The organism is Streptomyces termitum (genome assembly GCF_014650175.1).
Lineage (GTDB): Bacteria > Actinomycetota > Actinomycetes > Streptomycetales > Streptomycetaceae > Streptomyces > Streptomyces termitum.
Window position 1 is genome coordinate 311,635 of record NZ_BMUL01000004.1, and the last position, 22,773, is coordinate 334,407.

The following is a 22,773-nucleotide window of genomic DNA, read 5'->3' on the forward strand; positions in this document are numbered from 1 at the left end:
ACGGGGAGCGGGCGATGACGACGACGATGACGACGAGGACGGGAAACGTGAACGCGGGGGAGAGGGCGATGGGAAAGACGAGGACGGCGGAGCACGGGGACGCGTACGAGAAGTGGCGCGCGATCGCGGCCGCCACCGGGCCGGCCGACCGGGCCGCCGCCGGGGCCGGCGTGGCGCGGGCCTACCGGGAGGCCGGACTCCCCGCCCCCGCGCGGATCCTCTGGGCCGACTCCCCGCTGGCCGGCGTCGAACTGGTGGCGGGCCTGGCCGACCGGGGCCGGTCGGTGCGGGAGGAGGTGCGCACCCTGCCCTGGGCGGCGGAGCGCCGCCGGCTCCACGACGCGCTCGGACCGGCCGGCTGGACGGCGCACTGGCGGGCCACCGGCGCCCGCCTCTGGGAGCCGACGCGCTCGCTCGCCGACCGCGTCCGCACCGGGGTCCTGGCCGCGCTGGAGGAGCGCGAAGGGCCCGGCGCGCTCACCGCGCGGACCGGCGGAGAGCTGCTCTACGACGCCGTCCTCGGCCAGCAGGACGCCGCCTGGCTCGCCGCCTTCGACGGACGGGAGCGGCTCGCCGGCCTCGCCGCCGTCGCGGACCAGGCCGGCTGGTGGTGGCCGTACGAGAACGTCGCCGTCGTCTGCGAACGGCCGGTGGAACTGCACCGGGACGAGGCCGGCCGGCTCGACCGGGGCGACGGCCCCGCCCTCGCCCACCGGGACGGCTTCGCGCTGCACGCCTGGCGCGGCATGGCCGTCACCGCGGACTTCCTCGCCGGCCTGCCCGGCCTCACCCCCGAGCGCGTCCGCGCCGAGGAGAACGCCGAACTGCGCCGCGTGATGCTGGAGTTCTACGGCTACGAGCGGTACCTCGAAGCCTCCGGAGCCCGCCCCGAGGGCCGCGACGAGACCGGCGTCCTCTGGCGGATCGCCCTCGACGGCGACGAGGACGTCGTCATGGTGGAGGTGGTCAACTCGACCCCCGAACCGGACGGCGAGCACCGCACCTACTGGCTGCGCGTGCCGCCCGCCACCCGCACCGCCCGGGAGGGCGTCGCCTGGACCTTCGGCCTCCACGCGGACGCCTACGCGCCGCTCGCGCAGACCTGAACCGGCCCGCCCGCTGGTACGGAACGGTGAAGGGCGGCCCCGGACAGGAGTGGCGAACGGGTGGCGGCCCTCCCGGGTGCTGGGATGTGCCCGCCGGGAGCCCCGGCGCCCGCCGCCGGAAGCCCGGCGCCCCACCCCTCGAAAGGGACCCGCCCGTGCCGCACCGCCCCACACCCGCCTCCTCCCCGGCCCCGTACGGAAAGGGGCTCCGGTCCCGCGGCGCCCGCGCCGCCCGGCTGCTCGCCGCGGCCGCCGTCCTCGGTGGGGTCCTGGCGGGCACCGCCGCCCCCGCGCAGGCCGCCGTGCCGGAACGGTTCGCCCCGCGCGCCGCCGCCCGCGCCGAGGCCCCGGCGACGGTCACCGTCACGGGCAGCGGCAGCGCCTCCGCCGCCCCCGACCTGGCGATCCTCTCGGTGGGCGTGGAGGTCACCCGGCCCACGGCCAAGGAGGCCATGGCGGCCCAGAAGACCGCCGCCGAGGCCCTCCTCGCCGTGCTGCGGCGCCAGGCCGTCGCCGACCGCGACATCCGCACCGACCGGCTCTCCCTCACCCCCGTCTACGCCCAGACGTCCGGAGGCGAGTCCAGGACGACCGGCTACCAGGCCGGCCAGAACTTCTCGGTGAAGGTCCGGGACATCGACCGGGCCGGGCCGGTCGTCGAGGCCGTCAACGACGCCACCGAGGACGCCGGCCGGGTGAACGGCGTCGTCTTCGACGTCGCCGACCCCACCGAGCTGCGCTCCCGAGCCCGCGAGGCCGCCTACCGGGACGCGTACGACAAGGCGTCCCAGCACGCCCGGCTCAGCGGCCACCGGCTCGGCCGACTGGTCTCGCTCACCGAGGGCGAGTCCCTGCGGCCTGGCCAGGGCGCGATGGCCTCGATGCCGACCGACGAGCCGAGCGTCCCCCTCGCTCCCGGCGAGATCGAGGAGCAGGTCACCGTCTCGGCGGTCTACGAACTGGTCTGAGACCGGGCGGCGCGGGCGCCCGCCGGGCCGGACACGGGGGCGGGCGCCGGGTCGGGCAGGCCCAGCTCACGGCAGAGCGCGGCGTCCGCCCAGCGCAGCGTCGTCGCCCGGGACGGGCCGCCGCGGACGCCCGCGAGGGCGGTCGTCTGGACGGCGAGGCCGTCCAGATAGGCGGTGAGCCGCCAGGCGGCCCCGGACGGGTCGGGGCAGGAGAACTCGCCGGCCGCGACCCCCTCGCCGATGACGGCGGCCAGCGCGGTCTTCCACTCCCGGTCCAGGGCGGCCGCCACCCGGCGCGGCTCCGGATCGCGCAGCGCGGCGGACCAGCCCTCGATCCACAGCCGCCAGCCCTTGGCCCGCCCGGTCGGCGCGTACCAGCGGACGGCGGCCCGCAGCCGCCGCTCCGCCGTCGAACGGCGCCCCAGGATCCGGCGCAGCTGGGCCAGGTCGGACTCGGCCGCGTGCGCGAAGGCGGCCGCGACCAACTGCTCCTTGGTGGAGAAGTGGTAGAGCACCAGGGCGTTGCTGACACCGAGGGAGGCGGCCACGTCGGCGATCCGGACGGCGGAGGCGCCCCGCGCCTCGATCTGCTCCACGGCGGCCCGCAGCAGCTCCTCGCGCCGCTCGGCCACGCTCAACCGCACTCTCGCCACGCCGGGCAGCCTACACAGCGCGCGCCCGGCCCCGGACCCGCGCCGGAGCCGCCCCGGCCGTGCCGGGGACCGGTCCCGGCCCGGCCGTGCTCAGGGCCTGGTCGTGCTCCGGACGCGGCCGTGCTCCCGGCCCGCCGCAGCCCGGGGCCGGTACCGCTCGTACCGGCCGGCGATCACCAGCGGCCGGTCCCCGGCCCGGCCGTGCTCCGGGTCCGTCGTGCTCTGGGCCCGCCGCGGTCGGGGGCTGCCGTGCTCCGGCCCCGTCGCGGCCCGGGGCCGGTACCGGTCGTACCGCCCGACGATCACCGACGGCCGGTCCCCGGCCGGGGCGCGTGCCCCGGTGCCCATAATGGAACGACCCCAGAGACCAGGAGGTCACGTGACCGGTACCGGCCCCGACCGTTCAGCGCGGGCCAGGCTGCGCGCCCTGCGGCCCGAGTCCTTCGGCGCCGAGCCCACGGGGGAGCGGCTGGCCCGCATCCGCCGCTCGCCGCACTTCGCCGACGGCGTCTTCCAGAACCCCGAGGAGGCCCGCCGGGGGCCCTCCGGCTCCACCCTCGACCTCGCGCGGACCTTCTTCGAGAAGGAGTCGCGCGCCCGCCGCGCCCCGTCCGGCGTGATCCCCGTCCACCCGACGACCGTCGCCGACCTGGCCCGGCCCGCCGCCACCGGTCTGCGGATCACCTGGCTGGGGCACTCCGGGGTGCTCGCCGAGATCGACGGCGTCCGCGTCCTGTTCGACCCCGTCTGGGGCGAGCGCTGCTCCCCGTTCCCCTTCGCCGGGCCCCGCCGGCTCCACCCGGCGCCCGCGCCGCTCGCCGCCCTCGGCCCGGTCGACGTCGTCGTCATCTCGCACGACCACTACGACCACCTCGACCTGCCGACGATCAAGGCGCTGGCCGGGACCGACACCCTCTTCGCCGTCCCGCTCGGCGTCGGCGCCCACCTGGAGCACTGGGGCGTCCCCGCCGCCCGGCTGCGCGAACTGGACTGGCACGAGTCCACCGAGGTCGGCGGCCTCACCCTCACCGCCACCCCGGCCCGCCACTTCTGCGGCCGCGCGATCCGCAACCGGCAGCACACCCTGTGGGCCTCCTGGTCGCTCCGGGGCCCGCACCACCGGATCTTCCACAGCGGCGACACCGGCTACTTCAAGGGCTTCCGGGACATCGGCGCGGCCCACGGCCCCTTCGACGTCACGATGATCCAGATCGGCGCGTACTCGGAGTTCTGGCCCGACATCCACATGACCCCCGCCGAGGGCGTCCGCGCCCATCTCGACCTCCAGGGCGGCACCCCCGGCGGCGTCCTGCTCCCGATCCACTGGGCCACCTTCAACCTGGCCCCGCACCCGTGGGCGGAACCGGGCGAATGGACGAAGGACGCCGCAGAGGAGGCCGGCCAGGCAGTGGCCCTCCCCCGCCCCGGCGAACCCTTCGAACCGGCCGGCACACTCCCCTCCACCCCCTGGTGGCGCACGAACTCCACCCCGCTCCCGACTCCTTGGCGCCGTCCGGAGCCGGTGGAGCTCTCCGGTCCGGCACCCCGGCGCGACCTCGACCTCGCGGACGGGCGCTGAGGCAGGGGGAGGGCCTACGCCGGTGCGGCCGGGTTCCAGACGCCTTCGAACAGGGCGAGTTCCAGCACGTCCGGCCCCGCGTCGGCCCAGTCGGGGGCCGACGCGGCGAGCTGGTTCGACGCGGCGGTGATCCAGCGCAGGTAGATCTCGTAGCGGTGCGGCGTCCAGTTGCTGTCCGACCATGTCCAGGCCGCCGTCCCGGCGGCGGAGGGCAGACCGGCTTCCTGTCCCGTCCTGGTGGCGTGAGCACGCAGGACGCGTGCGACCCGCTGATCCAGGATGAGGGCGCGAGGGGCGGCGGAAGGGTGTACGGCGAGGTCGAGGAAGAAGAGGAACTTGGTGAAGAACGCCGGTCCCAGGCCCTTCACGGCCCCGCGCAGCGCGCCGTACGCCGCGACCGCGCCGTCCTCCTGGAGAGTCCTGCCCGCCGAGGCGAGGGACTCGGAGGTGCCCGAACCGGCCAGGATCGCCCGGAGGCGGTGCGGGCCGTAGCCGGTACGGCCCTGCCCCCACACGTACGAGGCGGTGAGCGCTTCGGCCCACCGGCCGTGCTCCACGGCTTCCCGTACGGCGGCCACCACCTGGTCCCGGCTGACCCGGGCGGTCTCCGTCCCCGACCGGTCGCCGAACCGGTCGGGCCACGCGGTGACGTCCGCCCAGCGCGCGGGCACGTACTCCACGGAGTGCCCGCCGGTCCCGGCCGCGTACCGGGCGCCCGCCCCGGCCGGCCACGCGCCCAGGACGCGCACCGCGTCAGCGGGCAGAGGCCGTTCCAGCAAGGCGCCGTCCAGTGCGTCCGCGAGGTCCTGTCGTCCCATGCCCACCCCTCTGCCGGCCCTTCGCCGTCGTTCCCCGAACGTCTCCCGCACGTGCCGTGGTTCCCCGGTCCGGAACGATCACGGTCGTTGAAGCTTTTCGTGGAACGGTTCCGTGCCGTGTTCGGACTCCGGTCCCAGCCGCTCGTCAGCCATGCCTTCCATTCCTGCCTCATGCACGGCGCGGTCGCCCCCTTCGCCAAGGCCGTCGCCCTGGTCGAGCAGGCGGGCGCGGGCACGGTCCGGGAGATCGGCGCCCGCACGCCGGAAAGGGGCAGCGGATCACCACCCTCCCCGCCCGCCCCTTCCAGCGGCAGCGCTTCCGGGGCTCCGCCGGCTCGGAAGCACGGAGTGACCGGAACAACCAGAACGAGACGAAGAGGCACCGGCATCATGGCTAGCGAATACGGACTGAAGCGTCACTTCAACGGTGAGGCGGCCCGCCTGATCGGCGGCAAGATCCGCGCCGTCCACCCCGGTTTCGACGTGGAGGGCTATGCGGCCGAGGTCGAGGAGCGCATTCCCGGGAAGGAGCTGAAGGACCGCGTCCTCGTCCTGACGGAAGGACTGCGCAGCCGGCTCCCCCAGGACTACACCGAGGCCGTGCCGATCCTCCTCGCCATCCTCGGGGACGAACTCGCCGAGGGCGAGGGCGTGTTCAACAGCAGCTGGTTCCTCATGCCGGTCGCCCGCTACGTCGAGGAGTACGGGCTCGACCACCCCGGCCTCTCCCTCGACGCCATCGAGGAGATCACCAAGCGGCACACGGGCGAGTACGCGATCCGCCCCTACCTGGAGCGGCACCGCGCACCGACCATGGAGCGCGTCGCCCACTGGGCCGTCAGCCCCAGCCACAACGTGCGGCGGCTGGCCACCGAGGGCGTCCGCCCCCGGCTGCCCTGGGCCCGGACGCTCGGCGACTTCGTCAAGGACCCCAGGCCGGTCCTGGAGATCCTCGAACCGCTGCGCGGCGACCCCTCGGAGTACGTGCGCAAGTCCGTGGCCAACAACCTCAACGACATCGCCAAGGACCACCCCGACCTCGTGCTCGGCACCGTCCTGCGCTGGACGGAGGAGAGCCCCACCCCCGAGACGCGGTGGATCGTCAGGCACGGCCTGCGCACCCTCGTGAAGCAGGGCGACCAGCAGGCCCTGGCCCTCCTCGGCGCCACCGGCGGCGAGCACGTCCGGGTGCCCCGGCTGCGGGTCGCCCCCGCCGAGGTGACCGTCGGCGACACCCTCGCCCTCGACTTCGACATCGAGAACACCGACGACCGGGCGCACACCGTCACCGTCGACTACGTGGTGCACCACGTGCGCAAGAACGGCCGCACCATCCCGAAGGTCTTCAAGCTGACCGCGCTCGAACTCGGCCCCGGCGAGAAGCGGACCCTGGAGAAGTCGCACCCCGTCAGGGAGGTCCGGACGCGCCGCTACTACGCGGGCGAGCACGCCGTCGACATCCAGGTCAACGGCCTCGTGCGGGCCACCGGACGATTCAGCCTGCGCACATGAGCGGCCCGCCTGCCGGGCGGTCCGGTCGGCGCATCGGGCCCCGGCCGGATGCTCCTGATGCTCCGCGCCGGGGACGACACGCCCCCCGGGACGGCGCCCCCTCCGTACCGCCGCCGCTCCTCGACGGCGGCGCGTCCGGGCTCGACGAGGCGCGCGGCCGTCCGTCACGTGCGGGGCGTGTCCCCGGGAGGGGCCGGCTCGTTGGATGCTCGGACGGCGGGGAGTCGTATTGACATACCGGCGGTATGTCATTAGGTTCATTTGGCATACCGTTGGTACGTGAGCGGAGCCGTCCCATGCTGACCAGCTTCTGTCCGGTGATCCGCACCTCCCGCATGGACGCCTCCCGTGCCTTCTGCGGCAGACCGCTCGACCTCGCCGCCACCCGGACGACCCCGTGGCGCACCGCCCTCGGCCGCCCCGTGCTCACGCTCCTCGACCACACCCACCCCGTCCTGCCCGCCGCCCCGCACGGCGCGGTGCGCGCGGTCCGGCTCACCCCCGCCGTCGGCGACGGGCCGGAGACGGGGGAGCGGCTCGCGGCGCACAGAGTCGTCGGCCACCCGGACCGGCGGGGGACCGCCGGGCCGTCCGGCCGCGCGGAACCGGCCCCGGGGCCGTGACCACGAGGTCGCGGCCCCGGGATTCCGACCACGAGGGGGAGACGAGCCGTGTCCAGAAGAATCGATCCCGACGCGGCGGCCGCCGTCATGCGCGCCGCCGGACTCGAACCGCTGGAGCCCTACCCCGGCTGGAGCGCCGCCTGGGCCTGCCGCTGCCTCAAGAGCGCGCACCGGATAGCGCCCACCTACGGCTCCGTCCGCTCCGGCGCCACCTCCGGGTGCCGCCGCTGCGGACGGGCCGCGGCCGCCGCCCGGAAGCTCGCCGCCGGAAGCGAACGGGCCGAGGCGGACATGCGCGGCGCCGGCTTCCAGCCCCTGGAGCCCTACCCCGGCGCCGCGGCCCGCTGGCGCTGCCGCCACCTGGCCTGCGGACGGGTGGTCCACCCCCGGCTGTTCAGCGTCCGCGCCGGAAGCGGCTGCCTGGCCTGCGCGGGCCGGGCCCCCGTCGACGCGGCGGTCGCCGAGGCGGAGCTCCGCGCCGCCGGCATGCTCCCCCTCGTCCCCTTCCCCGGCCGGGTCCGCACCCCCTGGCCGAGCCGCTGCACCCGCTGCGGCCGGACCGGCGCCCCCAGCCTCAACAACATCCGCCGGGGCCAGGGCGCCTGCGTCCCCTGCGCCTGGCCCGCCCGCTGACCCCGCCCCGCAGAACCCGCCCCGGAGGTCGTACGGCCCCGGTCCCGGCCGTCAGGGGGTGCGCAGGGCGCTCAGGACGCGGGTCAGGGCCCGGCGGGTGTCCTCCAGGGCGGTGGGGTCCTCCGCGTCCGTCAGCCACAGGGCCGCCTCGTTCATGGCACCGGAGAGCAGGTGCGTCAGCGGGGCCACGGGCTGCGGGGGAATGGTGCCCTCCTCGATCAGCGCGGCGAGCGCCTGGGCGAGGTGGCGGCCCGAGGTGGCCTCGGTCAGCTCCCGCCAGTTCCGCCAGCCGAGCACCGCCGGGCCGTCCACCAGCAGGACGCGCTGCACCGACGGGTCGGTGGTGGCGGTCAGGAACGCCTGGCAGCCCTCGGAGAGCTGCTCCCAGGCGTCCTCCCGGGCGTCCGCCGTCGCCGCGACCCGGGCCGCGACCTCCTGCTGCACCTGCGTCAGCACCGCGCGGAACAGCTCGGCCTTGCTGTCGAAGTGGTGGTACAGGGCCCCTTTGGTGACCCCCGCCGCCCGGACGATCTCCGACAGGTGGACGGAGCCGTACCCCAGGGTGGCGAAGAGGCGCCGGCTCTCCCGCAGCAGGGTCTGCCGCGTCTGCTCGCGCTGCTGCGCCCGGACCCCGTTGCTCATCGCGCCGCCCCCCGCCTCCGGCCTGCCGAAACCCTTCGCACACGGTACTTCGTCAGGTCGCGGAGGGGCGACCCGCGCGCCCCGGCGTTCCCGCCCGCCCCGGCCGCCGCGCCGGACCCCGGCCCGTCCGCCGCCCGGAACGCCGGTCACCCAGCGTCACCGCACGTCAGCGGGCCCGTACCGGCCTCCGGACCCCCTCCGGGCCCCGCCGGACGGGCCGCGCGGGGGCGCCGGGACCCCGCGCGCGCCCGGTGACGATAGGGGGTGCGGCGGCCGGAACGCACACCTCCGGGGAATTCCGGCGGGAAACGCCCCGAAGACGATTCCCGCAGCGGAGCGGGGCGAAGTGGCCTGCTCGTCCACGTTCGTTCGGTTCCGCTACCGACAACTCCACGCCAACACGACGACTTTCGGACAAGCCTTGTCGATCAACCGTGCGGAGGGTGATCCCGTACTCCCCAGCTCTGCCGGTAAGTTTGCCAACTGGGCGCCGCCCCCCGACGGTTGACGACTACAGTGTGTGGTCGGTGATCATCGGTAGGCTCATCACATCCGCCGTCCCCGTCCACCCCCCACCCTCCCCGCTCCACCCCTCCGCACGAACTCCCCGCACACCTCCCCAAGCCCCCGAGTACCCCCAGCACCCTCAGTACGCCGATCTCCGGGCACGTACCAAGGACACCCATGTCACAACTTCGCGCACCCGAGTCGCGGTCCGACCGCCGCGAGGGCGGGCGGCACGGCCGTTCGGGTCCCCGCGCCACCGGCGCCTCCTCCCCGGCCCTCTCCGCCGAGGCCCGCATCCGGCCCCAGCTGCTGCGCACCTCGGTCCTCCCCGCCGTCGCGGTGGCCCTCGGCGGCGCGGCCGCCGTCCTCTTCACCGTCCGCTCCACCGGCGCCGACCTCACCCCCGGCCTCTGGACCGCGCTCGCCGGCGCCGCCGCGCTCACCGTCGCCTCCGTGACCGCCGCCGCGCTCGGCGCCGACCGCGCCGCCCGCGCCGTCCTCGACCGGGCCGGCGCCCTGCGCCGCGAGGCCGCCCGGAGCCAGGACGAACTGCGCACCCTCGTCGAGCAGTTGCGCAAGGGCGAGGAGCTGCCGCCCCGGCCCGTGCCGACCCCCGGCCCCGCCGGTGACGAGTTCGACCGGCTCGGCACCGAGCTGACCCGCTCCCACGAGGCCGCCGTCGCCGCCGTGGTCCAGGCGTCCCGCCTCTCCAGCAGCGTCGGCAACGAGCAGAAGGTCGAGGTCTTCGTGAACCTCGCCCGACGGCTCCAGTCCCTCGTCCACCGCGAGATCCAGCTCCTCGACGAGCTGGAGAACGAGGTCGAGGACCCCGAGCTGCTCAAGGGCCTCTTCCACATCGACCACCTGGCCACCCGCATCCGCCGGCACGCCGAGAACCTCGCCGTCCTCGGCGGCGCCATCTCCCGCCGCCAGTGGTCCAGCCCGGTCACCATGACCGAGGTCCTCCGCTCCTCGATCGCCGAGGTCGAGCAGTACCCCCGGGTCAAGCTCGTCCCCCCGATCGACGGCACCCTGCGCGGCCACGCCGTCGCCGACGTCATCCACCTGCTCGCCGAACTCGTCGAGAACGCCACCGTGTTCTCCGCGCCGCACACCACCGTGCTGCTGCGCGCCCAGTACGTCACCGCCGGCCTCGCCATCGAGGTCGAGGACCGGGGCCTCGGCATGCCCTCCGCCGAGCAGGCCAGGATGAACGCCCTGCTCGCCGACCCCGACCAGGTCAACGTCGCCCACCTGCTCCAGGACGGCCGCATCGGCCTCTTCGTGGTCTCCGCGCTGGCCCGCCGCCACGGCATCGCCGTCCGCCTCCAGTCGAACATCTACGGCGGCGTGCAGGCCGTCCTCGTCCTCCCGCAGGGCCTCCTCGGCACCGACCCGGAGGGCCTCGCCCCGCACGAACGCCCGCAGACCGGAGCCGTACCGGCGGGCCCCGGACAGCCCGGCACCGCACCGGCCGGGGCCGTACCGACCGGCACCGCGCAGCCCGGAGCCGTACCGGCCGGGACCCCGCAGACCGGGGCCGCCCCGCTCCCGCCCCAGCGGCCGCACTCCGCCCCGCTCCCGTCGGCCGAGCCGGCCGGGACCCGGGCCCAGGCCCCCGCGCCCGCACCGGCCGCCCGGGCCATCCCGGCGCAGCCCGTACCGCAGGCACCGGCCCCGCACGCCCCGGCCCCCGGCGGGTACGCCCCGCAGCCCCTCGCCGGGCACCCCGGCGAGCGGCAGGCGCCGAACCCCTTCGTGCCCGCCGCCCCGGCCCCCGGCCACCCCGCCGCCGGCCCGCAGGGCTTCGGCTCCCCGGCCCCGGCCCGTACGGCCCCGCCCGCCCCCCGCGCGCGGCCGAACGACCGGCCCGACCTGCCCAAGCGGCGCGCCCAGGAGCACCTCGTCCCCCAGCTGCGCGACGAACCGCAGGCCCGCCACACCGAGGAACACGCCCTGCACGACCCCGGCCTGATGGCCGCGTTCCAGCGTGGGATCGGCCTCGCCGAATCCCAGCCCACCCCCCAGGAGTCGCTGCGCCTCGGCGACGCGCACAAGGAGTAGATACACGATGGCGAGCAATGCGCCGAGCGGCCATTCCTCGGATCTGGACTGGCTGCTGAGCGGTCTGGTGCAGCGGGTCCCGTACACCCGCAGCGCGGTCCTGCTCTCCTCCGACGGTCTGGTGAAATCCGTCCACGGGCTCGACCCCGACGCCGCCGACCACATGGCGGCCCTCGCCTCCGGGCTCTACTCGCTCGGCCGCAGCGCGGGCGTCCGCTTCGGCGACGGCGGTGAGGTCCGGCAGGTCGTCGTGGAGCTCGACTCCACCCTCCTCTTCGTCTCCACCGCGGGCTCCGGCACCTGCCTCGCCGTCCTCGCGGGCCGGGAGGCGGACGCCGCCGTCCTCGGCTACGAGATGGCGATGCTGGTCAAGAGCGTCCGCCCGTACCTGGTGACGCCCGCCCGGCAGACGGCGGTGACGGGCGGCGTCGGGCAGTGAACGCCTCCCCCCAGGACGGGCCCTGGCTCGACGACGCGGCCGGCCGGCTGATACGCCCGTACACCGTGAGCGGTGGCCGGACCAAGCCCACCACCGCGCTCGACCTGCTCTCCATGGTGCGGGCGACCGGATCCGGCCTCCAGCCCCACATGGGGCCCGAGCACGGCCTGGCCCTCCGGCTGTGCGCGGGCCCCACCTCGGTGGCCGAGATAGCGGCCCACTTACGCCTGCCGGCCGTCGTCACCAAGGTCCTCCTCTCCGACCTCGTGGACTGCGGGGCGCTGACGGCCCGCGCCCCCCGCTTCCACACCAACCCATCCGACCGTTCCTTGCTGGAGGCAGTGCTCGATGGCCTACGACAGCGGCTCTGAGCGCCACGACCCCGAACGCCACGACGGCTTCCCCGCCGAAGCCTTCCCCACCGCGCTGAAGATCCTGGTGGCGGGCGGCTTCGGCGCCGGCAAGACCACCTTCGTCGGCGCGGTCAGCGAGATCGAACCGCTCAGCACGGAAGAACTGCTGACCTCGGTCAGCGCGGCCACCGACAGCCTGGAGGGCGTGGAGAGCAAGACCACGACCACCGTGGCCATGGACTTCGGCCGGATCACCCTCGACGCCCGCAACGTCCTCTACCTCTTCGGCACCCCCGGCCAGGAGCGGTTCTGGTTCATGTGGGACGAGCTCTCCGAGGGAGCGCTCGGCGCGATCGTCCTCGTCGACACCCGGCGGCTCCAGGACTGCTTCTCCGCCGTCGACTTCTTCGAACGCCGGGGCATCCGCTTCGTCGTCGCCGTCAACGAGTTCGACGGCGCCTTCCGCTACGAGCCGGACGAGATCAGGGCCGCGCTCGACCTCAGGTCCGACGTGCCGGTGGTCCTGTGCGACGCCCGGATCTCCAGCTCCGGCATCAGCACCCTCCTCACCCTCGTCCAGCACCTCCTCAACTCGACCCCGGCCAGCGCGCCGAGCTTCGGAGTCACGCCATGACCTACGACCCGACCGGTCACCTCCTCCTCACCCCCGTCGACAAGGAGGCGCCGGCCCGGGTCCGGCGGCTGCGCGAACTCGGTCTCGGCGAGCGCCCGGAGCCCGCCTTCGACGAGTTCGCCCACCGGCTCGCCGACGTCACCGGAGCCCCGTACTCGATGGTCAACTTCATCGACGAGAACCGGCAGTTCTTCGCCGGTCTGCACACCCCGGGCGGCTCGCACTCCGGCACCGACCTGGGCGCCGCGGCCGCCGGGGCGGGCGGCGTCGGCCGCTTCATGGCCCGCGACCACGGCTACTGCCCGCACGTGGTGGTCCGCCGCAAGGCCCTCGTCCTGGAGGACGTCTGCGACTACCCGCGCTTCGCGGGCAACCCGGTCGTCGACGAGATCGGCATCCGCTCCTACATGGGCGCGCCGCTGATCGACCGCACCGGCGTGGCGCTCGGCACGATCTGCGTGGTCGACACCGACGTCCGCCCGTGGGGCCGCTCCGGCCTGGAGACCATCAAGGCGATGGCGGCCGAACTGGTCGAGCAGATCCACCGCCGCGAGGACGCCGGCTTCTGACCGCCGCCCTCCCCGCCGGCACACGGCGCGCACGCCCGGGGCCCGTACGGCACGCACCGTACGGGCCCCGGGCGTGCGTGTGCCGGTACCGCCCCGGGCATGCGTGTGCCGTACGGACTCCGGGAGCACCCGGGGAGGGATCGCCGGACGTCGTACGGGGCCCTCAGGGGGCGCGCCCGGGAGGCGTGCGGGGCGTTACGGCCCCGGGCGCGGCGTTCCGTCAGGCGTGGAGGGGTTCGAGCTCCGGGGTGCGGACCAGGTCGGAGAGCCGCTCCGACCAGCTGCCCTTGTCCTGGCCGAGGGCGACCTCGCCCAGCCGGAGGAGCTGGACGTCGGAGGTGCCGGCCGGGGCGAAGATGTGGTGCGCGTCCCGGAGGTAGCGCTCGATGGGCCGGTCGGTGTAGAGCCCGGCGGCGGCGTGGATCTCCATCGCGTTGCGGCCCGAGTCGATGGCCGACTCGACGTTCACCAGCTTCGCGTTCATCAGCTCGGTGTCGCAGGAGAGGCCCTGGTCGAGCAGGTGGACCGCGTGGTACGCGGCGAGCCGGGCGGTCATCAGCCGCGACTGCATCTGGCCCAGCTTGAGCTTCACCGTCGGCAGCTCGGAGAGCGGCGCGCCGTAGCGGACGCGCTCGCTGGCGAAGCGGGTGGTCTCGTCCAGGATCGCCTGGTGGATGCCGAGCGAGACGGCGGTGAGGTTGGCCCGCCCGTAGAGCACGCTGGAGGAGTACGCGACGGCCAGGCCGTCGCCCTCGTCGCCCAGCCGGTTGGCGGCCGGCACCCGGCAGTCCTCGAAGATCAGCTCGCCGAAGCTGAAGCCGTGCAGACCCATGGCGGGCTGCTGCGGGCCGAGGCGGAAGCCGGGCCGGTCGGACTCGACCAGGAAGGCGGTCAGCCCCTTCGACCCCGGCCCGGTCCGCACCACGACGCCGTGCAGGTCGCCGACGTGGCTGTTGCCGACGTAGACCTTGCTGCCGTTGAGGATGTAGTCGTCGCCGTCCCGGACGGCGCTCGCCGTCATCCCGAGGACGTGCCCGCCGGACTCCGGCTCGGTCACGGCGATCGTCGGCAGGCACTCGCCGGAGGCGACCCGCGGCAGCCAGGTCTTGCGCTGCTCGTCGCTGCCGAAGTGGACGATCTTGGCGGTGCCGAGCTGGGACGCCTGGACCATGGCCCCCATGGCGCCGCTGACCCGGGACAGCTCCTCGATGATGATCGTCTTGGCCAGGTGGCCGGCGCCCATCCCGCCGTACTCGGGACTGATCGTCGCTCCCAGCCAGCCCTGCGCGGTGATCAGCCGGGACAGCTCGTGGTGCACCGTCCGCGAGGCTTCCATCTCGGGTATGCGGGGCCGGACCTCGCGCTCGGCGAAGTCGCGCACGGTCTCCCGGAGCCGATGATGGAGCCGACTGCTGAAATAGCTGTTCACAACGGGTCCCTCCCTGCGAATCGCCTGCCCGGCGGGGTCCGGGCAGGTGGTACATCGGCAGTGGTCCCGTCCCGAACAGGCCGACCACTTCATGGTGTTGATCTTTCCGAGATGGATCAATATCGACTCAGTGTTTGTCTGAAACAGGCGGTGTTGACGATCACTTCCGACTATGTTTCGCCCGGCCCGTCCCTGCTCACCCCCTTTCCCGCCACCTCCCGGCCGTCTCATCCCCGCATATGCCGGTGGCGAGAAATGTTCGGGCATACGGTGACGAGCCCCCACAGAAGCCACCTCATGAGCCCCACCGCGCGCAGACGAGCGCGAGCCGGGCGCACGCGCCCGGCGTGACGCCGGGAAAGCGGTTCGTGACCACCCGCGGAAGTGAGGTACAGTTCTCTTGCACGCACGGCCAGGGGAAACCCCAGGTCAGACGGGCACCGGGACGTGGCGCAGCTTGGTAGCGCACTTGACTGGGGGTCAAGGGGTCGCAGGTTCAAATCCTGTCGTCCCGACTCGTGAGAGTCGTAGATCGAGGGGTCGTTTCAGGGAGATCTGAAACGACCCCTCGGTCGTTTCTGGGGACCGATGGGTCCTGACCGCTCAGCGGGTCATGGCGAGGGGACCGGGGAGGGTTCCCGCCCCCGGCGGCCTCCTGGACAAGGGAACCAAGGGCAAACGGGCCCGCCAAGTCCCCGTCATCGAGGAGATCCGGCCCCCGTTGCCCGCCGCTTCCTGCTCGCCGGACCGAACCCCGACGCGCGCCTCTTCACCGGGCCGCGCGGCGGACGCATCTCCACCGCCGTCCTGCGCGACGCCGCCCACGGGGGCAGCGTCGTCACCCGTATCGGCATGATCCGGTGGGTACGGGCGGCGGTCAGGTAGTGGGTGTGGCCCGGTAGGACGGGCGAGCCCCACAGCAGCCGGCCGTCGGGATCGGTGACGACCTGCACGGCCAGGCTATGGCGTCGGTGTTTGTGGGAGTGGTGGGCCCGGCCGTCGCCGGCCCGGTCGCATTCGGCGAGGGTGCCGTAGGGCAGGACGAAGTCGAGTTCGTAGTCGCGCAGCGTCTTGTGCAGAGCCGCTGCACGGGAGGCGAGCAGGTCGACGACCGTGCTGGTGTAGGCATGGGCGGTGGACTCGCCGATCCTGAACCCGACGGCGGTCTTCGCCGGAGTGGTGTGTTCGCGCAGGTACATCAGTACCACCATCGCGCGCTGTGACGGGCGGAGCTTGCAGCGCCATTCGCTCTCACAGGTGATGATCAGAATGGTCACCCACTCCACGAGTGCGTGCCGAGGATGGATGACCAACAAGGCCCCCGAGCAACGTGGTGGAGGCGTCAGACATCTCGATCAACAGGGCGGAGGTCTCGCCCGTCGCGCTTCACGGGCCGCCACCCGGTCGGTGGCCACATCGAAGAAGCTCATTCCTCCGGGCGGATCCGCGTCGAGCACGGCATTACCCATCTGAAGAACTGGCGGGCTCCCGCCCGCCCCCCCGGCCGCCGCGAGCACATGAGCGACACGGTCCAGGTCATCGCCGGCCTGTTCTCCCGCCAGCAGACCACAGGCTTGGCGCCTGCACGACAGATATGAGCACCAAGCCTCTCTGGGAACCCGAGGCTTCACCGCCTACCGTGCGCGAACTCGTTAGACGTCATCTCAATTGGTGAGGTGCCGTCGGATGAACGGTGCCGTTCCCAGAACGAGTGCGGCGAAGACGGCCAGCCGTTGCAGGCCGGGCTGAGCGGCGAGGTTGCTGTCCTGGATGCCGTAGGCCGCGTACCAGTTGGCGGCGAGGTCGGTCGCCACGATGACGCAGGCGAGGTCGATTCCTTGGCGTTTGCCCCGGATCAGTAGCACGGCGGCGAGCGTGTCGAACAGCGCCAGCGACGACCAGTAGAGGTTGAGCCACCATGGCGCCCAGTCGTATGGGTGCAGACCATGGCGTAGAAGGTCGGTGACGTGTGCGGAAGCCCCGATGAAGAGCAGGACGGCTGCGATGCCGCAGGCCGATATGACCGCCCAGCGCGGGGCGTGGTGCATCCATCCGATCACGCTGTGGATCGTCCCACCTGCGGGTGTCGCCCGTCAGGTTGTCAGTCTGCGGTAGCAGATGAGGGCGGCTGCGATGCCGGTGAAGGCCAGGAAGTGCTCAGCCTTGCGCTCGTGACGACGGTGCAGGCGGCGGCAGCCGCCCAGCCAGGACATCGTTCGCTCGATCGTCCAGCGATGCCGGCCCAGTCTCGTGGAGGATTCGACGCCTCTTCGGGCGATGCGGTGGCGGATGCCGCGCGAGCGGAGCCAACGACGCAGGTGGTCGTAGTCGTACCCCTTGTCCGCGTGGAGCTTGGCGGGCCGTCGCCGGCGCGGGCCGCGGCGTGACCGGATCGGTGGAATGCCGCGCACCAGCGGCTCAAGCGCCTGGCTGTCGTGGAGGTTCGCGCCGGAGATCCCGACGGAGATGGGCAGACCGGTCCGCTCGGTGTTCAAGTGGATCTTCGACCCCTTCTTGCCCCGATCGACAGGATTCGGACCTGTCAGCTCCCCCCCTTCAGGGCCCGCATGTTCACCGAGTCGATCGCACAGCGCGACCAGTCCAGGCCGCCGCGCGAGCCCAGCTCATCCAGGATGACGCGGTGCAACTTGGCCCAGACCCGGGCGGCACTCCACTCGGTGAACCGCCGGTGAGCAGTCGGCCCCGACGGACCGAAGACCGGCGGCAGATGCCGCCAGGTACAGCCGGTCGTGGCCACGAAAACGATCGCGGCCAGCACTTCGCGGTCCCCGTACCGGCGACGGCCGCCGCCCTGCGGCCGTGCCGGAGCGGGCGGGACTACCCGCTGGAACAGCTCCCACAGCTCGTCCGGCACCAAGCGCTCGACCATCACCACACAGCGCAGACTGCTCAACCTGCCAAATGAGACGACGTCTTACACGGCCGGCCGGGGTTGGAAGAATCTAGGTACCGCGATAGACAGCCGCAATGGTGCCGATGTGCCCCTGCCGGGGCAGGTGTGGGACTGACCCTCCATCGGCCGATACTCGAAGGGAACTCTAGATGCATCACCATGCGATGGCGCGCCTGCGCGAGTTGCTCCCGCCGCCCGTCTCTGGCGGCGACTCGATTGACTGGCAAGAGATCGAGAGGGCGAGGCGCCTGGCGTTCCCGGCCGACTATCGCGAGTTTGTGGAGTCATACGGCGGTGGAGAGATCGACGAGTACCTGTCCATCGGTACGCCTCCCGTCACCGGGTCAGGGTACGGGGACCTCCTGGACAGAGCGGATCCTGCCCTCTCGGACCGGGACCGTGAAGATCTGAGTGCGCTCCTCCCGGAAGGCGTGCCGCCATTGCTGCCTTTCGCGGACTCGGCAAGCGGCGATGTCGCGTTCTGGCTGTGCGAGGGCGCCCCAGACGGCTGGCGCGTGGCCGTCTTTCGCAGGCAGGCGTCATACGGGATGAACCGCTGGACTGTGTTTGACGGTGGTATGGCGTCGTTCTGTGTGGCGGCCCTGACCGGCGAGGTGAACCCGTTCAGCGAGCGGCTTTCGGCGGGGGGCCGGCATGAGTTCGTGAGCTGGCGCCGGGGGGAGGGTCAGGTGTGAGCGCGAGCGCACCTCGGCGTCTACAAGGAAGCATTGAGCCTTTTCCAGCCTGGTTCTGGAGTGCGGTTGTTGGGCAGACAACGTGGTGAAGCCCCTGGTAGATGGGTTTTCGACCAAGAGAACCGTCTCCACCAGAGGCTTCACGTGCTTGTCCACCCGTCGGGCGTCGACGTGTCCAGCTCCGCCCTCCGCTTCCTCACGCAGCTGCGGCGCCACCGCCGCGCGATCGGCTCCCGGTGGCGGCGCCTGAGCGCCGGCCACCAGGCCCTGCTCACCCTCGCCCCCGGTCTGACCGACGCGGTGCGAACCGCGTCGGCGAAGGCGTACCTGATCCTGGACGGCACCTTCCTGCCTATCGACCGCATCGCCGCAGACCGACCGTTCCACTCCGGCAAACACAAGAAGCACGGGATGAACGTGCAGGTCCTCGCCGACCCCTTCGGCCGACTGCTATGGGCCTCACCGGCCCTGCCCGGCGCCGTTCACGACATCCGCGCGGCTCGCGAACACGGCATCGTCGACGCCCTTGCCGAGGCAGACACCCCCTGCTGGACCGACAAGGCATACCGAGGCGCCGGCGGCACGGTCCGCACCCCGTGCCGGGGACGATGGGACACCCTCTCCGCAGGCCGGCAGGCGGCCAACCGGTCCCACGCAAGGATCCGGACGCTCGTCGAGCAGGCCGTCGCCACCCTCAAGTCCTGGCGGCTCCTCCGCAAACTGCGGTGCTCGACCACCCGGATCACCAGCCTCGCCCAGGCCGTCCTCACCCTCCATCCGACCAGCTCAGAGTGAGGTTGGAAAAGGCTCAGTGGTGAGGTGGTCGCTGATCCGCGTCGGTTCAGGTTCGGCGGCTGCGCCGAGGACCTGGGTCGCCTGGCGGGCAAGGAGTCGCGCGCATTCTTCTGCTGCCGCGTCGGCGCTGATTCGCTCGGCGGGGTTCTTCGCGAGGGCCTTCGTCAGGGGCTCGCGCAGTTCGTCGGGGAGGCCGTCGAGATCGGGTTCCTGGGACATGACGCGGTAGGCGACCGCGTCGGGAGCTCCGGTCCCGAAGGGGAGGTGCCCCGTGGCGGCGTAGGCGACGAGCGTGCCCCGGGCGAACATGTCGCCCTCGGGTCCGGCGATGCCGGTGCGGTAGTGCTCGGGGCTGATCCAACCGGGGGTACCGGTCATGACACCGGTCCTGGTCACGGAGGTGCCGTCGGCGGCGTGTGCGATACCGAAGTCCAGGACCCGAGGGCCGGCCGGGGTGAGGATGACGTTCTGCGGCTTCACGTCCAGGTGGACGACTCCGGCGGTATGGATCGCGGCGAGGGCCTGGGCGGTGCCGGTGGCGAAGGTGAACAGAGTGGCGTTGGTGAGCGCTCCGTGGGCAGCGAGATGCTGGTCGAGGGTGGACCCGGGCGCGTAGGCGGTGGCCAGCCAGGGGGTCTCGGCATCCGGGTCTGCTGCGAGGAGCGGGATGAGGCACGGTCCGTGCACGCGAGAGGAGAGCTGGACTTCTCGGCGAAAGCGGGCCCGGAACTCAGGATCCTCGGCCTGTGCGGGGTGGATCGCCTTCACAGCGACACGGAGGCCGGCTGGATCGAGACCGGCGTGGACGGTGCCCATGCCGCCCGAGCCGAGACGTCAGATGATCTGGTAGGGGCCGACCTGCTTCGGGTCACCGGAGCGGGCAGGCTGTACCCGCCCGTCTACGCGAGCGATGCTCACAGGGTGTTCGTTCCTCTTCTGCGATAGAGCGCCATGAGGCTGACACACACCCATGAATGGAGTCTCCAGCCCGGGAATGGGATGGTATCGGCAGCCCGCCCTGATGGGCTGGGCAGTTCGCTACATCGTTGTCTCTCGCAAGAGAAGGCTCCGACCCTCCCCCCCGCGCGCGTGCGGTCGGTGCGGGGATCCGTGGCCCAGGAAGACCGGACTTGGTGAGACCCCGTCGGGAGCCCTGTCGCCAGCATGTGACTTAACCGGATCCGTGATTCTCTGGACAACGTTGTCAGCCCTCGGCAGAGTGGTGACTCGCAGTTCTGACGGTTCTGGAGAGGTTGGGCGGATGGTGTACGGAGCGCTGGACATCGGTGGTACGAAGATCGCCGGGGCGCTGGTCGACGCCGAGGGGCGTGTGGTGGCGAGGGCGCAACGGCCGACGCCCGCGCGTGAGTCCGCGCAGTCGATGATGGCCGCGGTGAATTCCGTCGTGGACGAACTCGCGGCCCGCCCCGAGTGGGGTGCGCTGTCGTGCCTGGGCATCGGGAGCGCCGGACCCGTGGACACCTTCGCCGGGACGGTGAGCCCGGTGAACATACCGTCCTGGCGTTCCTTCCCTTTGGTGGAGCGGGTGCGGAACCATCCCGCCGTCGCCGGTGGTGTCGAGCCGGTGCTGGTTGGTGACGCGGTCGCGATGGCGGCGGCCGAGCACTGGGTCGGAGCCGCGAAGGGCGCCGCGAACGCCCTGTGCATGGTCGTGTCGACCGGCGTCGGAGCCGGTCTGATCCTGGGGGGCTCCCTCCACGCGGGGACGACGGGGAACGCCGGTCACATCGGGCATATCACTGTCGACCAGAACGGTCCGGTCTGCCCCTGCGGAGCTCGTGGGTGCGTCGAGCGCTACGCCAGTGGTACGGCGATCGCCGCTCACGCGCTGAAAGCGGGCTGGGTACCCCCGGACGGCCTTCCCGCCACCGCTCGCGAGGTCGGGATCTCGGCCCAGGAGGGCGACCCGAGGGCCCTCGCCGCGTTCGACCGCGCCGGCCGCGCCCTGGCCGCCGCCATCGCGGCGACGGCCGCACTCGTCGAACTCGACCTGGTGGTCGTGGGGGGCGGGGTCTCCCAGGCGGGTGACGTGCTGTTCGGGCCGCTGCGGCATCACCTCGGGTCGTTCGCGGTCCTCGACTTCACGCGCGACCTTCCGGTCGTGCCCGCCGGCCTGGCTCTCGACGCCGGATTGATCGGCGCGGCCGCCGTGGGCGGCGCGGCCTCCGGGCTGTTCCGTGCCGGCGCGGGCGGCCTGACGGTCACCTGACACCTGACACCTGACTTCCACCGGACATGGGCCGAGCCCTGGTGTCCGCGTACGAGCGTCGATCGCTCCCGCGACGCGTGGCGCCCTGCCCCGACCCCATCCGTACAGCACTCCAGGAAATGGTCATGGATCTCCTCCACAACACCGTCCAGCCCTACGACTGGGGCTCCCGCACCCTGCTGCCGGAACTCATGGGGGTGCCGCCCACCGGAGCGCCCCAGGCCGAACTCTGGATGGGGGCCCATCCGGCGGCGCCTTCCCGAGTGCTCCGGGACGGCATCCCGGTTCCGCTGGACCGGCTCGTCGCCGGGGATCCGGAGGGTCAACTCGGGGCGGTCGCGGTGCGCCGGTTCGGACCCCGGCTCCCGTTCCTGCTCAAGCTCCTGGCCGCCGAGGCGCCGCTCTCCGTCCAGGTGCACCCGGACCTCGCCCAGGCCCACATCGGATTCGCCCGGGAGAACGCGCTCGGCATACCCCTGGACGCGCCCGACCGCAACTACCGCGACGACCAGCACAAGCCCGAGATGATCGTCGCCCTCACCCCGTTCCAGGGGTTGTGCGGTTTCCGGAACCCGGCGGACACCGCCGACCTGCTCGACTGCCTGAAGGTGCCCGCGCTGCGGCCGTACGTCGAGACCCTGCGAGGTGCCCCCGAGCGGCAGGCGCTCGCAGAGGTGTTCCGAGCCTTCCTCCGGCCGTCGGCGGGCCTGCTCGACGCCGTGGCCCACGGGCTGGCGGCCGGGGCGGGAGAAGCCTCCGCCCATGCGTACGACCGCATCGCACGTGCTCACCCGGGAGACCCCGGACTTCTGTCCGCCCTGATGCTCAAGTACGTCGAACTCGCCCCTGGCGAGGCGCTGTTCCTCGGAGCCGGAGTCCCGCACGCGTACCTTTCCGGACTCGGAGTGGAGATCATGGCGAGCTCCGACAACGTCCTGCGGTGCGGACTCACCTCGAAACACATCGACGTGGAGGAACTGACCAGGGTCGTCCGCTTCGACGCGTCTCCGGCCCGCGTCCTGGTCCCCCGGGAGGAGGGGGGCGAGGAGACCTATCCGGCGCCCGTGGACGATTTCCGCCTGTCGCGGTACCGCCTGCGCGCCGGGGAGCCGCGGCGGCGCGTGGCGCTGGACGCCCCGCAGATCCTTCTCTGCGCCAACGGGACCGCGGCCGTTTCCTCGGCGGGGGAGCGCCTCGGCATCGGCCCCGGGCAGGCCGTGTACGTGTCCGCGGGTGCCGAGGCCGGTCTGGAGGGCGAGGGCACGGTCTTCCGCGCCACCACGGGGACGGCCGAGCGGATCGGGTGAATCCGGGGCGTCAACAAAACCACCACTAAACTTAACCGGTTATGCACTCTCTCTTGTTATCGGCCATCCCGGCCTCTAGCCTCACATCGGCCGCCAGGATTCGGCAGGAGAAATCGCTGACCACCGAAAGCGAATCCCCGAACCGCACCTGCGGTTAACCCCACTGCCCGGAACCGAGCCGCAGCACCATCCGGGCGGTGGGGCACAGGCGGCGGCCTGCCCACCACCCGTGGGCCCGCCCGGGGCGACCGGCCCCGATCAACCGCGATCTCACTCCATGTCATGCACCGCCGCGCCCGATCT

21 protein-coding genes, 1 tRNA gene and 3 pseudogenes are annotated in these 22,773 nt (G+C 72.9%); 17 read left to right on the top strand and 8 right to left on the bottom strand.

The features are described 5' to 3' along the window. The first annotated feature begins 68 nt into the window (after window positions 1-68). Window positions 69-1,106 carry a DUF6745 domain-containing protein gene (locus tag IE219_RS10005; RefSeq protein ID WP_189976242.1) on the top strand — a complete coding sequence of 346 codons (1,038 nt, stop codon included), beginning with the start codon at window positions 69-71 and terminating at the stop codon, window positions 1,104-1,106. 155 nt (window positions 1,107-1,261) lie between these two features. Continuing rightward, window positions 1,262-2,074, top strand: a complete 813-nt coding sequence (locus IE219_RS10010; RefSeq protein WP_189976243.1) for an SIMPL domain-containing protein — start codon at window positions 1,262-1,264, stop codon at window positions 2,072-2,074. On the opposite strand, the gene IE219_RS10015 is transcribed toward IE219_RS10010, so the two are convergent. Beyond that, on the bottom strand, window positions 2,059-2,727 hold the full coding sequence (locus IE219_RS10015; protein ID WP_189976244.1) for a TetR/AcrR family transcriptional regulator: 669 nt from the start codon (window positions 2,725-2,727) through the stop codon (window positions 2,059-2,061). The genes IE219_RS10010 and IE219_RS10015 overlap by 16 nt on opposite strands. 379 nt (window positions 2,728-3,106) lie before the next feature. On the opposite strand from IE219_RS10015, the gene IE219_RS10020 reads away from it, so the two are divergent. Beyond that, window positions 3,107-4,306, top strand: a complete 1,200-nt coding sequence (locus IE219_RS10020; protein ID WP_229849685.1) for an MBL fold metallo-hydrolase — start codon at window positions 3,107-3,109, stop codon at window positions 4,304-4,306. 14 nt (window positions 4,307-4,320) lie between these two features. On the opposite strand, the gene IE219_RS10025 is transcribed toward IE219_RS10020, so the two are convergent. Next, window positions 4,321-5,124 (bottom strand): 8-oxoguanine DNA glycosylase OGG fold protein, encoded by an 804-nt coding sequence (locus IE219_RS10025; protein WP_189976246.1) that lies wholly within the window; start codon window positions 5,122-5,124, stop codon window positions 4,321-4,323. Between the two features lie 390 nt (window positions 5,125-5,514). On the opposite strand from IE219_RS10025, the gene IE219_RS10030 reads away from it, so the two are divergent. The 3 genes from IE219_RS10030 (at window position 5,515) to IE219_RS10040 (ending at window position 7,892) form a co-directional block, all read left to right on the top strand. Then, a complete protein-coding gene (locus IE219_RS10030; protein ID WP_189976247.1) occupies window positions 5,515-6,636 on the top strand; it encodes a DNA alkylation repair protein in 1,122 nt (373 codons plus the stop codon). Window positions 6,637-6,932: 296 nt separating this feature from the next. Beyond that, on the top strand, window positions 6,933-7,259 hold the full coding sequence (locus tag IE219_RS10035) for a glyoxalase (RefSeq protein ID WP_189976248.1): 327 nt from the start codon (window positions 6,933-6,935) through the stop codon (window positions 7,257-7,259). A gap of 48 nt (window positions 7,260-7,307) precedes the next feature. Continuing rightward, a complete protein-coding gene (locus IE219_RS10040; RefSeq protein ID WP_189976249.1) occupies window positions 7,308-7,892 on the top strand; it encodes a hypothetical protein in 585 nt (194 codons plus the stop codon). Window positions 7,893-7,943: 51 nt separating this feature from the next. Here the strand turns inward: IE219_RS10040 and IE219_RS10045 are convergent, their stop codons facing one another. Beyond that, the gene (locus IE219_RS10045) at window positions 7,944-8,534 is read right to left on the bottom strand and encodes a TetR/AcrR family transcriptional regulator (protein WP_189976250.1); all 591 of its coding nucleotides are present in this window, start codon (window positions 8,532-8,534) and stop codon (window positions 7,944-7,946) included. A 684-nt stretch (window positions 8,535-9,218) separates the two neighbouring features. On the opposite strand from IE219_RS10045, the gene IE219_RS10050 reads away from it, so the two are divergent. From IE219_RS10050 to IE219_RS10070, 5 genes are read left to right on the top strand one after another with little or no spacing between them, the layout of a single operon-like run. After that, complete coding sequence (locus IE219_RS10050) at window positions 9,219-11,105, top strand: sensor histidine kinase (RefSeq protein ID WP_189976251.1); 1,887 nt, start codon at window positions 9,219-9,221, stop codon at window positions 11,103-11,105. Window positions 11,106-11,112: 7 nt separating this feature from the next. Next, window positions 11,113-11,544, top strand: coding sequence for a roadblock/LC7 domain-containing protein (locus IE219_RS10055; protein WP_189976252.1), 432 nt, complete (start codon window positions 11,113-11,115; stop codon window positions 11,542-11,544). Continuing rightward, window positions 11,541-11,915, top strand: coding sequence for a DUF742 domain-containing protein (locus tag IE219_RS10060; RefSeq protein ID WP_189976253.1), 375 nt, complete (start codon window positions 11,541-11,543; stop codon window positions 11,913-11,915). Before IE219_RS10055 ends, IE219_RS10060 begins: the two co-directional genes overlap by 4 nt. Then, window positions 11,893-12,531, top strand: a complete 639-nt coding sequence (locus tag IE219_RS10065) for a GTP-binding protein (RefSeq protein WP_189976254.1) — start codon at window positions 11,893-11,895, stop codon at window positions 12,529-12,531. Before IE219_RS10060 ends, IE219_RS10065 begins: the two co-directional genes overlap by 23 nt. Next, window positions 12,528-13,100, top strand: a complete 573-nt coding sequence (locus tag IE219_RS10070) for a GAF domain-containing protein (protein ID WP_189976255.1) — start codon at window positions 12,528-12,530, stop codon at window positions 13,098-13,100. The genes IE219_RS10065 and IE219_RS10070 overlap by 4 nt, the downstream gene beginning before the upstream one ends. A 220-nt stretch (window positions 13,101-13,320) precedes the next feature. Here the strand turns inward: IE219_RS10070 and IE219_RS10075 are convergent, their stop codons facing one another. Next, a complete protein-coding gene (locus tag IE219_RS10075) occupies window positions 13,321-14,529 on the bottom strand; it encodes an acyl-CoA dehydrogenase family protein (protein WP_189976256.1) in 1,209 nt (402 codons plus the stop codon). A 441-nt stretch (window positions 14,530-14,970) separates the two neighbouring features. On the opposite strand from IE219_RS10075, the gene IE219_RS10080 reads away from it, so the two are divergent. Continuing rightward, window positions 14,971-15,044, top strand: a tRNA-Pro gene (locus IE219_RS10080). A gap of 119 nt (window positions 15,045-15,163) precedes the next feature. Further along, window positions 15,164-15,381, top strand: a pseudogene (locus tag IE219_RS32405) (site-specific integrase); the annotation flags it as partial. Here IE219_RS32405 and IE219_RS10085 read toward each other — a convergent pair. The 3 genes and pseudogenes from IE219_RS10085 to IE219_RS10095 form a co-directional block, all read right to left on the bottom strand. Further along, a pseudogene (locus IE219_RS10085) lies at window positions 15,375-15,842 on the bottom strand (helix-turn-helix domain-containing protein); the annotation flags it as partial. The pseudogenes IE219_RS32405 and IE219_RS10085 sit on opposite strands and share 7 nt — an antisense overlap. 351 nt (window positions 15,843-16,193) lie before the next feature. Continuing rightward, entirely contained in the window at window positions 16,194-16,589 is a 396-nt protein-coding gene (locus IE219_RS10090; RefSeq protein ID WP_229849686.1) for a hypothetical protein, read from the bottom strand. 33 nt (window positions 16,590-16,622) lie between these two features. After that, a protein-coding gene (locus IE219_RS10095) for an IS5 family transposase (RefSeq protein ID WP_373298809.1) occupies window positions 16,623-17,419 on the bottom strand; the annotation gives its coding sequence in 2 pieces (ribosomal slippage) (window positions 16,623-17,077 and window positions 17,077-17,419; 798 coding nt in all). A 173-nt stretch (window positions 17,420-17,592) separates the two neighbouring features. Between IE219_RS10095 and IE219_RS10100 the strand changes: the two genes are divergently transcribed. Beyond that, a complete protein-coding gene (locus IE219_RS10100; RefSeq protein WP_189976257.1) occupies window positions 17,593-18,138 on the top strand; it encodes an SMI1/KNR4 family protein in 546 nt (181 codons plus the stop codon). A 144-nt stretch (window positions 18,139-18,282) separates the two neighbouring features. Next, window positions 18,283-18,933, top strand: coding sequence for a transposase family protein (locus IE219_RS10105; RefSeq protein ID WP_189976258.1), 651 nt, complete (start codon window positions 18,283-18,285; stop codon window positions 18,931-18,933). A gap of 45 nt (window positions 18,934-18,978) precedes the next feature. Here IE219_RS10105 and IE219_RS10110 read toward each other — a convergent pair. Beyond that, window positions 18,979-19,905: pseudogene (locus IE219_RS10110) on the bottom strand (serine/threonine-protein kinase); the annotation flags it as partial. 289 nt (window positions 19,906-20,194) lie between these two features. Here IE219_RS10110 and IE219_RS10115 point away from each other — a divergent pair. Both IE219_RS10115 and manA read left to right on the top strand, forming a co-directional pair. After that, entirely contained in the window at window positions 20,195-21,163 is a 969-nt protein-coding gene (locus tag IE219_RS10115) for an ROK family protein (RefSeq protein ID WP_189976259.1), read from the top strand. Window positions 21,164-21,288: 125 nt separating this feature from the next. Then, window positions 21,289-22,470, top strand: coding sequence for a mannose-6-phosphate isomerase, class I (gene manA / locus IE219_RS10120; RefSeq protein ID WP_189976260.1), 1,182 nt, complete (start codon window positions 21,289-21,291; stop codon window positions 22,468-22,470). The last annotated feature ends 303 nt before the right edge of the window (window positions 22,471-22,773 follow it).